This is a genomic window from Streptomyces sp. NBC_00316, assembly GCF_036158715.1.
Classification (GTDB): Bacteria; Actinomycetota; Actinomycetes; order Streptomycetales; family Streptomycetaceae; genus Streptomyces.
Map to the genome: position 1 here is coordinate 4,501,700 of NZ_CP108023.1, position 12,577 is coordinate 4,514,276.

The 12,577-nt window shown below is 67.0% G+C and carries 12 protein-coding genes; 6 read left to right on the forward strand and 6 right to left on the reverse strand.

Annotated elements, in window-relative coordinates:
- Positions 1 to 28 precede the first annotated feature (28 nt).
- The 5 genes from OG878_RS20015 (at position 29) to OG878_RS20035 (ending at position 7,352) form a co-directional block, all read left to right on the forward strand.
- Positions 29 to 1,534 (forward strand): Stp1/IreP family PP2C-type Ser/Thr phosphatase, encoded by a 1,506-nt coding sequence (locus OG878_RS20015; RefSeq protein ID WP_328891307.1) that lies wholly within the window; start codon positions 29 to 31, stop codon positions 1,532 to 1,534.
- A gap of 22 nt (positions 1,535 to 1,556) precedes the next feature.
- Complete coding sequence (locus OG878_RS20020) at positions 1,557 to 2,975, forward strand: FtsW/RodA/SpoVE family cell cycle protein (RefSeq protein ID WP_328888058.1); 1,419 nt, start codon at positions 1,557 to 1,559, stop codon at positions 2,973 to 2,975.
- Positions 2,972 to 4,426, forward strand: coding sequence for a peptidoglycan D,D-transpeptidase FtsI family protein (locus OG878_RS20025; protein ID WP_328888059.1), 1,455 nt, complete (start codon positions 2,972 to 2,974; stop codon positions 4,424 to 4,426). Before OG878_RS20020 ends, OG878_RS20025 begins: the two co-directional genes overlap by 4 nt.
- A gap of 173 nt (positions 4,427 to 4,599) precedes the next feature.
- Positions 4,600 to 6,597 (forward strand): Stk1 family PASTA domain-containing Ser/Thr kinase, encoded by a 1,998-nt coding sequence (pknB, locus tag OG878_RS20030; RefSeq protein WP_328888060.1) that lies wholly within the window; start codon positions 4,600 to 4,602, stop codon positions 6,595 to 6,597.
- 248 nt (positions 6,598 to 6,845) lie between these two features.
- Positions 6,846 to 7,352 (forward strand): restriction endonuclease, encoded by a 507-nt coding sequence (locus OG878_RS20035; RefSeq protein ID WP_328888061.1) that lies wholly within the window; start codon positions 6,846 to 6,848, stop codon positions 7,350 to 7,352.
- Positions 7,353 to 7,433: 81 nt separating this feature from the next.
- Here OG878_RS20035 and OG878_RS20040 read toward each other — a convergent pair whose 3' ends face one another.
- The 6 genes from OG878_RS20040 to OG878_RS20065 are packed head-to-tail and all read right to left on the reverse strand — an operon-like array spanning position 7,434 to position 11,954.
- Positions 7,434 to 8,165: a class E sortase gene (locus tag OG878_RS20040; RefSeq protein ID WP_328888062.1), complete on the reverse strand. Its 732-nt coding sequence runs from the start codon at positions 8,163 to 8,165 to the stop codon at positions 7,434 to 7,436.
- 26 nt (positions 8,166 to 8,191) lie between these two features.
- Positions 8,192 to 9,595, reverse strand: coding sequence for a class E sortase (locus OG878_RS20045; RefSeq protein WP_328888063.1), 1,404 nt, complete (start codon positions 9,593 to 9,595; stop codon positions 8,192 to 8,194).
- Positions 9,592 to 10,230, reverse strand: coding sequence for an aminodeoxychorismate/anthranilate synthase component II (locus OG878_RS20050; protein WP_328888064.1), 639 nt, complete (start codon positions 10,228 to 10,230; stop codon positions 9,592 to 9,594). Before OG878_RS20050 ends, OG878_RS20045 begins: the two co-directional genes overlap by 4 nt.
- Entirely contained in the window at positions 10,227 to 10,409 is a 183-nt protein-coding gene (locus OG878_RS20055) for a hypothetical protein (RefSeq protein WP_328888065.1), read from the reverse strand. Before OG878_RS20055 ends, OG878_RS20050 begins: the two co-directional genes overlap by 4 nt.
- A gap of 56 nt (positions 10,410 to 10,465) precedes the next feature.
- Positions 10,466 to 11,161 (reverse strand): class E sortase, encoded by a 696-nt coding sequence (locus tag OG878_RS20060; RefSeq protein WP_328888066.1) that lies wholly within the window; start codon positions 11,159 to 11,161, stop codon positions 10,466 to 10,468.
- A 25-nt stretch (positions 11,162 to 11,186) separates the two neighbouring features.
- A complete protein-coding gene (locus tag OG878_RS20065) occupies positions 11,187 to 11,954 on the reverse strand; it encodes a DUF881 domain-containing protein (protein WP_328888067.1) in 768 nt (255 codons plus the stop codon).
- 141 nt (positions 11,955 to 12,095) lie between these two features.
- On the opposite strand from OG878_RS20065, the gene crgA reads away from it, so the two are divergent.
- Positions 12,096 to 12,350 (forward strand): cell division protein CrgA, encoded by a 255-nt coding sequence (gene crgA / locus OG878_RS20070; protein WP_277327263.1) that lies wholly within the window; start codon positions 12,096 to 12,098, stop codon positions 12,348 to 12,350.
- Positions 12,351 to 12,577 lie beyond the last annotated feature (227 nt).

Sequence of the window (12,577 nt, forward strand, 5' to 3'; positions counted from 1 at the left end):
GTACCCCGAGCCGACGGGCGAGGTGCGCATGAGTCTGTCGCTGCGCTTCGCCGCCGGATCGCACAAGGGCATGATCCGGGAGGGCAACGAGGACTCCGGCTACGCCGGTCCGCGCCTTCTCGCGATCGCCGACGGCATGGGCGGTCAGGCGGCCGGTGAGGTCGCCAGCTCCGAGGTGATCTCCACGCTCGTCCAGCTCGACGACGACGTGCCGGGCTCGGACATCCTCACCTCGCTCGGCACGGCAGTCCAACGGGCCAACGACCAACTGCGCATGATGGTCGAGGAGGACCCCCAGCTCGAGGGCATGGGCACCACGCTCACCGCGCTCCTCTGGACCGGACAACGCCTCGGCCTGGTCCACGTCGGCGACTCCCGCGCGTACCTGCTGCGCGACGGCGTACTGACCCAGATCACCCAGGACCACACATGGGTGCAGCGGCTGGTCGACGAGGGCAGGATCACCGAGGAAGAGGCCACCACCCACCCGCAGCGCTCCCTGCTGATGCGCGCGCTGGGCTCCGGCGACCACGTCGAACCCGACCTCTCCATCCGTGAAGTCCGGGCCGGCGACCGCTATCTGATCTGCTCCGACGGGCTCTCCGGCGTCGTCTCGCACCAGACGATGGAAGAGACCCTCGCCAGCTACCAGGGCCCGCAGGAGACCATCCAGGAGCTCATCCAGCTCGCCCTGCGCGGCGGTGGCCCGGACAACATCACCTGCATCGTCGCCGACGTCCTCGACGTCGACAGCAACGACACCCTGGCCGGACGACTCAACGACACTCCGGTCATCGTCGGCGCGGTCGCCGAGAACCAGGCCGCCCAGCTGAACGACGGCGGCATGATGGAGACCCCGGCCGGACGCGCGGCCGGCCTCGGCCGTCCCGTCCCACCGCCCGCAGGCGGCTTCGGGCCGCCCGGAAGCGGTGACGGCCTCGGCTACGGCGGATTGCCGGACGGCTCCTTCGACGCCTACACCGACGACGACTTCATCAAGCCCGGCGGCGGCCGCAAGTGGCTGAAGAGGACCCTGTACATCGTGCTCGCACTGGCCGTCATCGGCGGCGGTGTGTACGGCGGCTACCGCTGGACCCAGAACCAGTTCTACGTGGGCGCGAAGAACGAACACGTCGCGCTCTTCCGCGGCATCAGCCAGGACCTCGCATGGGTCTCGCTCTCGAAGGTCGAGAAGGACCACCCCGAGATCGAACTCAAGTACCTCCCGCCCTACCAGCGCAAGCAGGTCGAGGCGACCATCGCCGAGGGCAACCTGACCGACGCCCGCGAAAAGATCAACGAACTCTCGACCCAGGCCTCCGCCTGCAAGAAGGACGCGCAGCGCCGCGCAGCCGAGGCGGAGAGCAACGCCCGCACCGACGAGGGCGAAGCCGGCGGCACGGGCACGGAAGTCACCAAGACGTCCGCACAGTCCGGCACCACCAAGACCAAGCCGACCACAGCGACTCCCACTCCCGGCCCCAGCCTCTCGGAGGAAGAGAAAAAGCTGGTCCCGCAGTGCGGTAAGCAGTAAGCCGTAGGGGGCCTTCAGCACCATGAGCGTTGTCACCAACACGACCACGATCGGCGCGATCGACGCGCCGAGCCGTCGCAACACCGAACTGGGCCTGATGGCCTTCGCCATCGGTATCTCGGTGTTCGCGTACGCCAATGTGGGCCTTGCCATGGACGGCGAACTGCCCTCCGGCATGCTCGGATACGGGCTCGGCCTGATCCTCCTCGGCGGCGTCGCCCACTTCGTGGTGCGCAAGTTCGCCCCGTACGCGGACCCGCTGCTGCTGCCGCTGGCGACCCTGCTCAACGGGCTGGGACTGGTGCTGATCTGGCGCCTCGACCAGTCGCCGCGACTGATCCAGCGCGCAGAGACACTGTTCGGCGGCTTCACCCCCGATGCCCCCAAGCAGCTGATGTACTCCGCGATCGGCGTCGCCCTGTTCGTCGCCGTACTGCTCGCACTCAAGGACCACCGCATCCTGCAGCGCTACACCTACATCTCGATGGTCGTGGCGCTCGTCCTGCTGATCGCGCCGATGTTCTTCCCCTCGGTGAACGGCGCCAAGATCTGGGTCAGTCTCGGTCCGTTCTCCATCCAGCCCGGCGAATTCGCGAAGATCGTCATCGCGGTCTTCTTCTCCGGCTACCTGATGGTGAAACGAGACGCGCTGGCCCTGGCCAGCCGCCGCTTCATGGGTCTGTACCTGCCCCGCGGCCGTGACCTCGGACCGATTCTCGTGATCTGGGGCCTGTCGATCCTGATCCTGGTCTTCGAGACCGACCTCGGTACGTCGCTGCTGTTCTTCGGCCTCTTCGTGATCATGCTGTACGTCGCCACGGAACGGACCAGCTGGATCGTCTTCGGTCTGCTGATGTCCGCAGCCGGCGCGGTCGGGGTCGCCACCTTCGAACCCCACGTCCAGTCACGTGTGAACGCCTGGGCCGACCCGTTCGCCTGCTACACGAGCGACACGAGCGGCGCGTGCGAGCAGATCGCCAACGCCATCATGTCCTTCGGCTCCGGCGGCACCCTCGGCACCGGCTGGGGTCAGGGCAACTCCGACCTGATCGGCTTCGCCGCCAACGCCGACTTCATCCTCTCCACCGTCGGCGAGGAACTCGGTCTCGCCGGAATGATGGCCGTCCTGCTGATCTACGGCCTGATCGTCGAGCGCGGCGTGCGCACCGCACTCGCCGCCCGCGACCCGTTCGGCAAGCTCCTGGCGATCGGTCTCTCCGGAGCCTTCGCGATCCAGGTCTTCGTCGTCGCCGGCGGTGTCATGGGACTCATTCCGCTGACCGGTATGACGATGCCGTTCCTCGCAGCCGGTGGTTCATCCGTGATCGCCAACTGGGCACTCATCGGCGTCCTGATCCGGATCAGCGACACCGCGCGCCGCCCTGCACCGGCTCCCGCACCCTCCTCCGACGCCGAGATGACCCAGGTGGTCCGACCGTGAACAAGCCCCTGCGCCGGATCGCAATCTTCTGCGGCGTCCTCATCCTCGCCCTGCTCGTGCGGACCAACTACCTGCAGTACGTCCGCGCCGACGAGCTGAACACCCGCGACGAGAACCGCCGCGTCCGCATCGAGCGATACGCCCATGAGCGCGGCAACATCATCGTCGACGGCAACCCCATCACCGGTTCCGTCGTGACCAAGGGCAGCGACTTCAAGTACAAGCGGATCTGGAAGAACGGCCCCATGTGGGCGCCCGTCACCGGATACTCCTCGCAGGCGTTCGACGCCAACTTCCTGGAGAAGATCGAGGACGGCATCCTCACCGGCAACGACGACCAGCTCTTCTTCGACCGCACCCTGTCGATGTTCACGGGCGAGAAGAAGCAGGGCGGCAACGTCGTCACCACCCTGAACGCCGCCGCGCAGAAGGCCGCCTTCGAGGGGCTCGGCAACAAGAAGGGCGCCGTGGCCGCCCTCGACCCGCAGACCGGCGCCATCCTGGCCCTCGCCAGCACCCCCTCGTACGACCCCTCGACCTTCGCGGGCAACTCCGACAAGGACTCCGAGGCCTGGCAGAAGCTCCAGAAGGACAAGGACAAGCCGATGCTCAACCGGGCATTGCGCGAGACCTACCCGCCCGGCTCGACCTTCAAGGTCGTCACCGCGGCGGCGGCCCTGGAGAACGGCCTCTACACCGGTATCGACGACAAGACGGACTCCCCGCTGCCGTACCGCCTTCCGCAGGTGAGCACCGTCCTGCAGAACGAGGGCAACATCCCGTGCGAGAACGCGTCGCTCCGGGAAGCGCTGCGTATGTCCTGCAACACCGTCTTCGGCAAGATCAGCGACGACCTGGGCAACCAGAAGATGATGGACGAGGCCGCCAAGTTCGGCTTCAACAAGGAGATCTTCACTCCAGTCCGCTCGGCCGCCAGCATCTACCCGAAGGACAACCGGCCGCAGAACGCCATGGCCGGCATCGGCCAGGCGTCCAACCGCGCCACCCCGCTGCAGATGGCCATGGTCGCCTCCGCGGTCGCCAACGACGGCAAACTCATGCAGCCGTACATGGTCGCCAAGCGTCAGGCGCCCAACCTGGACGACATCTACACCCACGAGAAGGAACAGCTCAGCCAGCCCCTCTCCGGCGAGAACGCGCAGAAGCTCCAGGAAATGATGGAGACCGTCGTCAAGAGCGGTACAGGAACCAGGGCCCTCATCGACGGCGTCACCGTCGGTGGCAAGACCGGTACCGCCCAGCACGGCCTGAACAACAGCGAGAAGCCGTACGCCTGGTTCATCTCGTACGCGAAGACCAGCGACGGCAGCTCGCCGGTCGCCGTGGCCGTCGTGGTCGAGGACAGCCAGGCCAACCGGGACGACGTCTCCGGTGGCGGACTCGCCGCCCCGATCGCGCGAGACGTGATGAAGGCGGTCCTCGGCAAGTAGACGTGACGCCCATCACATCGGGCGCCATATCTGCACATTGGGATACCGGTCAGATATCAGGTGACGGCTCGGGGCCGATCAGCCGGGGCGTGGCCGGTAGCGTATGCGCGAGCAGCACACCGCCGGACCCCACACCGGTGCGGTTCGGACTGACGGAGAGGGCTGGAACAGTTATGGAAGAGCCGCGTCGCCTCGGCGGCCGGTACGAGCTGGGCTCGGTGCTCGGTCGTGGTGGCATGGCCGAGGTCTACCTCGCTCACGACACCCGGCTCGGCCGCACCGTCGCTGTGAAGACGCTGCGGACCGATCTCGCCCGCGACCCGTCCTTCCAGGCCCGGTTCCGCCGAGAGGCGCAGTCCGCCGCCTCGCTCAATCACCCGGCCATCGTCGCCGTCTACGACACCGGCGAGGACTACGTCGACGGGGTCTCCATCCCGTACATCGTGATGGAGTACGTCGACGGGTCGACGCTCAGAGAACTCCTGCACTCCGGCCGCAAACTGCTGCCCGAGCGCACCCTCGAAATGACGGTCGGGATCCTCCAGGCACTGGAGTACTCGCACCGCGCAGGCATCGTCCACCGCGACATCAAACCGGCGAACGTCATGCTGACGCGCACCGGCCAGGTCAAGGTCATGGACTTCGGCATCGCCCGCGCCATGGGCGACTCCGGCATGACGATGACCCAGACGTCGGCCGTCATCGGCACCGCCCAGTACCTCTCCCCCGAGCAGGCGAAGGGCGAGCAGGTCGACGCCCGCTCCGACCTGTATTCGACCGGCTGCCTGCTCTACGAGCTGCTGACGGTCAGGCCGCCGTTCATCGGCGACTCACCCGTCGCGGTTGCCTACCAGCACGTACGGGAAGAGCCGCAGACCCCCAGCACCTTCGACCCCGAGATCACGCCCGAAATGGACGCGATCGTGTTGAAGGCCCTGGTCAAGGACCCCGACTACCGCTACCAGTCGGCGGACGAAATGCGCGCCGACATCGAGGCCTGCCTCGACGGCCGGCCGGTCGCCGCCACCGCGGCGATGGGCGCGGCCGGGTACGGCGGGTACGGCGGCTACGACGGGTACGGCAACGACCAGCCGACCACGGCCCTGCGCGCCGCGGACCAGAACGGCGCCCAGACGTCCATGCTGCCCCCGGTCAACCCGGACGACGGCGGCTACGGATACGACGACCGCCCGGACCGTCGCCGCCAGAAGAAGAGCAACACCTCGACGATCCTGCTGGTCGTCGCGGGCATTCTGGTGCTGATCGGCGCGATCCTGATCGGCAAATCCGTCTTCAGCGGCGGCAACGGCGACAGCGGCAAGGTCGATGTGCCGAACATGGTCGGTTCGACCTTGAGCGACGCACAGGACCTCGCCAAGAACGCCGGCGTCATCCTCAAGGTCGGCTCGCGCGAACCCTGCGAGGACCAGCCCAAGGGCAAGATCTGCAGCCAGAGCCCCAAGGACGGCAAGATGGCGGAGAACGAGACCGTCACGGTCGTCGTCTCCACCGGAGCGCCGAAGGTCGAGGTCCCGGACGTCACGGAGAAGTCCGAGGAGAACGCCCGCAAGCTCCTTGAGGACAAGGGCTTCACGGTGACGGTCGTGACGGCAGAATCGTCCACCGCGGAGCCCGACACCGTACTCGATCAGAACCCCAAGGGCGGCGCGAAGGCCGAGCGGGAGTCCGAGGTCAAGATCACGGTCGCCAAGCAGGCCACGAAGGACCTTCCCTCCCAGATCGGCAGGTCGTACGACGACGCGCTGGCGCAGCTCAACGCGCTCGGCTTCACGAACGTGTCGAAGACCGAAGTCGAGGACACGAGGCCGGCGAACCAAGTGATCAATCAGACGCCGCCCGGTGGCAAGCAGCCGCTGGACACCCAGATCGTCCTGACGGTCTCCAAGGGCCCGGCACAGCCGACGACGAAACCGATCCCCGATGTCCGGGGCAGGACGGTCGGCGAGGCCAAACAGCTCCTGGCCGCGCAGGGCTTCACGCAGATCCAGTTCACGCCCGGCACCCCGCAGGATGACAACGCCCGGGTCGCCAATATCGACCCGGGGCCGAACACCCAGGCCGACCCGGCCACCACCGTGATCACCCTCACCACCGTGGACAAGAACGGCGGCGGCAATTTCTTCGGCGGCCCAACCGGTTCCCGAAACTGACGCCGGACCGCACGAACGCGAAGGGCCGCGGTCACCTCGAAGGTGACCGCGGCCCTTCGCTGTACCCCATGGGCACAGCACCGTCACGGATCTCGCCGCCCTGTGCGGCGGGCGTCCAGGGACGCCCGAATGGAGAGCATCGACCCATCGTGTCTTCATATGTCCTGACTCGTTGATCGAATGAGGTGGTGTGGGGGATCAAAATCCCGCACTCGCAGCCACCCTGGGCGAGCCGAAGGGACATGAGCGTGATCAACGATGCAGTACTGCTGGAGTCGAGGTCGCTACGAGCAAGCATCGTGGAGCAGACGGAAGCGCTGGACAGGGTCAAGGTGCTGTCACTGCTGCCGGACGGAATACATGTGACGACGGCGATGGTGGCGGCGTACTTCCAGGTCGGAATCAAAGCCATCCGGTCGCTGGTACTCGACCATAGGGACGAGCTCGAGGCCAGCGGCTACCGCGTTCTGACAGGTACAGAACTGAGCTCCTTCAAGGAGCTCAGTGGGATCCAGTCGCGTACCCGCACCCTCGCGCTGTTCAGCCGCCGAGCCGTCCTCAACGTCGCCATGCTCCTCCGGGACAGCGAAGTCGCACGTCAGGTGCGTACGTACCTGCTCGACAGGGAGTATGCGGCGCGAACTCACCCTGTGGACAACTTTGTCCACGGTGGGCCCGAGTCCCTCGACGCCCGCATCGACCGACGCAACACCCGCATTCTCGGCGCCGGGGTGCCACTCCCGGTCCTGCAGTAGCCGACCAGGAGTCGACCAGACGTAGAGAGGCCCGAAGTCGCAAAGAGAAGTTGCGGCTTCGGGCCATTCGCCATCCTAGGGTCAGCGCAGCTCCGCCGGGACCGTACGGTCCTTGTCGACCTTCTCCGTACGCACCAACTCGCCCCAAACGATGTAGCGGTACCTAGACGTGTAGACCGGCGTACAGGTCGTCAGCGTGATGTAGCGGCCACGCTTCTTCACACCCGCTTCCTTCGGGACCGGCTGGAGCACCTTGACGTTGTACTTCGAGGTTTCGGGAAGCTCCTTGAAGACCTTGTAGACGTACCAGGTGTCCTTCGTCTCGAAGACGACCGCGTCGCCCGTCTTCACCTTGTCGATGTTGTGGAACTTCGCCCCGTGCCCGTCACGGTGCGCCGCCAGCGTGAAGTTGCCCTGCTTGTCCCAGGGGAGAGCCGACTTCACCGGATCGGTGTAGTAGCCGGCGACACCGTCATTGAGGATTTTGGTGTCGGTGCCCTTCTTGACCAGTACCTCGCCGTTCTTCATCGCGGGTACGTGCAGGAAGCCGATGCCGTCCTTGGTGTCCAGGGCGCCGGGTTCATCCGCCCAGTGATCGCGAACACTATGGCTCTGCTTCGTGGCTTCGCGGTCGGCGAGCACGTTCGTCCACCACAGGGAGTAGACGACGAACAGGCCGAGGACCAGGCCGGCGGTGATCAGCAGCTCCCCGAAGACACTGATCGCGGTCGCGACCGGGTGGCGGTCCCTGCTCCGTAGCGGGGGCGCGGTCTCGTCGGTCTGCTCTTCCTGCTGCTGGGTCCTCGCTGCCACCGCACCCGTCCCTGTTGTGGTGATGTTCAGCCGACGAGCACGTCGGGCAATCCCTTGCTGCGCGGCCGTTCGTCGACCATCTTGCCCCAGACGATCAATCGGTAGGTACTCGTGAATTCCGGCGTACAGGTCGTCAGAGTGATGTAGCGGCCAGGCTTGGTGAACCCTGATCCGGGCGGCACGGGGCCGATGACCGAGACGTTGGACGGCGACGTCTGTGGAAGCACACTGGTCATCTCGTACGTGTAGTACGCATCCCGCGTCTCGACCACGATCGCGTCTCCCGGGCGCAGCCGGTTGATGTAGCGGAACGGTTCGCCGTGCGTGTTGCGGTGGCCGGCGAGCGCGAAGTTGCCCTGCGCGGCCGACGGCATCGCGGTGCGGAGCGCGCCCTCGCCGTAGTGACCGACCATGCCTCGGTCGAGGACCTTCTCCTTGCTGGTGCCCTCGGCGATGGGCGCGACCACATCCAGTTTCGGGATGTGGATGATGGCGAAGCCCTGCCCCGGTTCGAACGCCACGGGTTTGCGGTCGCCACTCGCCCAGTCGTCCTGGATCTTGTGTGTCTCGTTGCCGGCGATCTGGTCGGCTCGGACGTTGGTCCACCAGAGCTGGTACGTCACGAACAGCAGCATCAGCACACCGAGCGAGATGAACAGCTCGCCGACGACCCGGCTGGCGACGACGGCGGGGCTGTCCTTGGCTGCGCGGGCGGCGCGGCGCGCCTCGACGCGCGTCAGCGGCCTGCCGTCCGAAGGCGCCGACTCCGGCCGCGAATCCTGCTGCGGCTCGGCGTGACGGCGGCCGCGCCCCTTGGCGGCGCGCCGGCGCTCGGCGCGACCTCCGGTGGGTGGATCCGCCAGCGGTTCGGGGCCCGGGATCTCCGGACCGGGGCCGGTCACTGCCGTGCCGTCCGCATCCGGCACCGGGCCGTACCCGGCCACGTGGTCCGGCTCCGGCTCGAGCCGCGGTGGGGGAACAGTGGCGGGAGCCGATGCAGTTGTCGGTGTCGGTGTCGGAGCCGATGCCGCTGCTCCGGCGACCGATCGGCGGATGTCGGCCGTCCGCAGACCGACTGTCTCTTCGTTGGAGGGGGGCGGCAGGGGCGAAGGCGCCGCAACAGGCTCCTGCTGCCCGTACCAGTCCCGTTCGTACCCCTCGGGGTCGTACCACTCACGCGGGGCCCCTTGGGGCTCCTGAGGCCCCTGTGGCGTCTGCATCTGCCCGACCTTCGCCGTCCCGGCCTGTGCCCCCTCCGGCGAAACGCTCTCCGCCCGGAACCGCGGCGCGGCATGCTGCCCCGGCAGCGGGTCGTTCAGCGGATCCGCCAGCTGGTCGACTGCCGCCTCGAACGCGCCCTTGGCCTCGTACGCATGCTGCTCGTACGGGCCGTCCTGTCCGGCGTCGTGCTCGGGACGGAGTGCGGTCACGCGACGGCCTTGCCCACCACCGGCGCGAGCCCCACCGACCTCGCGACGGCTCCCGCATCCCCGCACTCCACAAGCCAGTTGGCCAACATCAGATGGCCGTACTGGGTCAGGACCGACTCCGGGTGGAACTGCACTCCTTCCACTGCCAGTTCCCGGTGGCGCAGTCCCATGATGATGCCGTCGGCCGTGCGCGCCGTCACCTCCAACTCCGCTGGAATCGTCTCCGGTTCGGCAGCGAGCGAGTGGTAACGGGTCGCGGTGAACGGGGACGGCAGCCCGGCGAAGACGCCCTTGCCCTCGTGGATCACCGGTGACGTCTTGCCGTGCAGCAGCTCGGGCGCCCGGTCCACCACACCTCCGTACGCCACAGCCATCGACTGCATGCCGAGGCAGACACCGAAGACCGGGACGCCGGTCGCCGCACAGTGGCGCACCATGTCGATGCAGACACCCGCCTCCTCGGGGGTGCCGGGGCCCGGCGAGAGCAGGACACCGTCGAAGCCGTCCTGGGCGTGGGCCGTGGTCACCTCGTCGTTCCGCAGCACTTGGCACTCGGCGCCGAGCTGGTAGAGGTACTGAACGAGGTTGAAGACGAAGCTGTCGTAGTTGTCGACGACAAGGATGCGGGCGCTCACTGGCCGGCCCCCGTTCCGTTCATGCCGTCGACCGTCACGTCGCCGAACGGAAGCAGCGGCTCGGCCCACGGGAAGACGTACTGGAAAAGCACATAGACGACGGCCAGTGCCAGAACGAGCGAGATGAGCCCGCGCACCCACGCATTGCCCGGCAGATGCCGCCAGATCCAGCCGTACATGCTGTCCCCTTCATTCGGTACGGGACCAGACTAAAGGGCCGGGGCAGGAGCGTGGGTCAGCTGTGGAAAGCTGCTGGTCTGCCGTCAGTCACAGGCTGGGTCGCGTCGAGATGTGCCCAGACGATCAGCCGGTGGCTGCTTCCCCATTCGGGGTCGCAGGTGGTCAGGGTCAGATAGCGGCCGGGACCGTCGAATCCGGACTTGCGGGGGACCGGGTCGATCACCCCGATGTCGCTCGGCACGGTCCGGTACGGCTTCTTGTCGATGCGGTACGTGAACCACGTCGTGCCGTCCGTCAGTATCACCGGATCTCCGCGGCGCAGCTTCGGGAAGTCCTTGAAGGGATCCCCGTACGTACGGCGGTGCCCGGCCACCGCGAAGTTGCCGGTCGCACCGAGCGGGGCAGTTCCCCGGTAGTGGCCGAGGCCCCGCTGCAACGTCTTGACCGCGGTGTTCTCCAGGACGGGCCACACCCAGCCCTTGCCGAGGCGGGGGATGTACAGCATCGCGAACGGTTTTCCGTCGCGGTATGCGTCGGGCGTGGATGCTGCGGGCGTGGGCGACGAGGCCGGCGCGGGCGCGGACACGGCCCCCTGCGCCCATTGGCTCTGCAAGTCGTCGATCTGTCCTTCGGTCGCGCCGGCGGCCTTCACCCCGGTCCAGAACAGCACGTACACCACAAAGAGGACGATCAAGGTGCCTGCGGTGATGCACAGTTCGCTGAACGTTCTGACGATCAGTCGCACCGACACCGGTCGGCCTCCCCGGAACTGCTCGCTACTTCACCGGCTGGGCATAGTGGAGATCCACTGTGCCGGAGTAGCCGGGAAGAGTCACCGTCTCGTGCTCGTCGACTTTCCAGCCCAGCCCGTACGCCTTCACGTACAGCAGGTAGTTCTGGATCGCCGGGGAGTCGTCGAGGGCCTTCTTGAGATCATCCGGATCGCCCACCGCGGTGATCTTGTACGGGGGTGAGTAGACCCGGCCCTGAAGGATCAGCGTGTTGCCGACGCAGCGCACCGCACTGGTGGAGATCAGCCGCTGGTCCATGACCCGGATGCCGCGGGCGCCGCCCTGCCAGAGCGCGTTGACCACGGCCTGCAGGTCCTGCTGGTGAATGACCAGGTCGTTGGGTTGCGGGTCGGGGTAGCCGGGCTTCGCCGTGGCGTTCGGCGGGGCGTCGTCGAGCGTGACGGCCACAGCCGGGCCGGAGAGCTTCTTGGTGCCCGCCTCCTGCTCCAGCGCCTTGAGCCTGGCGTCCTCCGCCTTCGTGCTGCCGTCGTCGCGCTGGGCGAGGGCGTCGATGTCGTCGCGCAGGGCCGCGTTGGAGTCGTCGAGCCCGGCGTTCTTCCCGCTGCGCTGCTGGATCAGGTCGGAGAGCTTCAGCAGCGAGGAGTCGGTACGGATGTTGGTGCCCTTGGCCGTGTTGGCGCTGGTGACGAAGATCAGTCCGGCAAGGGCGAAGACAGCGGCGGTGAGCACCCGGACCGGGCGCCGGAAGGTACGCCGGACCGGCCCTTGGGGAGAGTCGGCAGAATTGCTCAACGTACCCTTATCTCCTTCGACGCCACGGAAGCACTACGCTAACGGACGCCCGGGGGAGGCAGCATTCCCCCTTGCGCCCTGCCCCGGCGCCAGCCATAGTTCCCTGCGCGGTCACGCAGCGCATCGACAGGAGAGTTCCTCGTGCCGAAGTCACGTATCCGCAAGAAGGCCGACTTCACGCCGCCTCCGGCGAAGCAGGCAACCAACATAAAGCTGACCAACCGCAGTTGGGTGGCGCCGGTGATGCTGGCGTTCTTCCTGATCGGTCTGGCCTGGATCGTCGTTTTCTATGTGACCGACGGCGACCTGCCGATCAAGGCGCTGGGGAACTGGAACATCGTGGTCGGCTTCGGCTTCATCGCCGGCGGCTTCGGTGTCTCCACGCAGTGGAAGTAGCTCCACCCCGCACCCGGCACCACAGATGACCCCGGTATCGCAACCCTTGCCCTGAGTTACCCACAGCGTTATCCACAGGCGGGGGAAAAGGTCAGACGATCTGTGGATAACTCCCTGGATGTTGACGCCGGTATGACTGCAGCCTCCCCCGTCCAGGGGTGGTGCGCCCCTTGTCCGAGCTGGAAAAACCCAGCTCAGAGGCAAGGGGCACAGTTGTTCGCACGGAA

Coding starts and splice junctions, on each gene's coding strand:
- OG878_RS20015 (WP_328891307.1), top strand. CDS start 29: ATGAGTCTGTCGCTGCGCTTCGCCGCCGGATCGCACAAGGGCATGATC.
- pknB (WP_328888060.1), top strand. CDS start 4,600: ATGGAAGAGCCGCGTCGCCTCGGCGGCCGGTACGAGCTGGGCTCGGTG.
- OG878_RS20055 (WP_328888065.1), bottom strand. CDS start 10,409: ATGTACGGCTGGATCTGGCGGCATCTGCCGGGCAATGCGTGGGTGCGC.
- OG878_RS20020 (WP_328888058.1), top strand. CDS start 1,557: ATGAGCGTTGTCACCAACACGACCACGATCGGCGCGATCGACGCGCCG.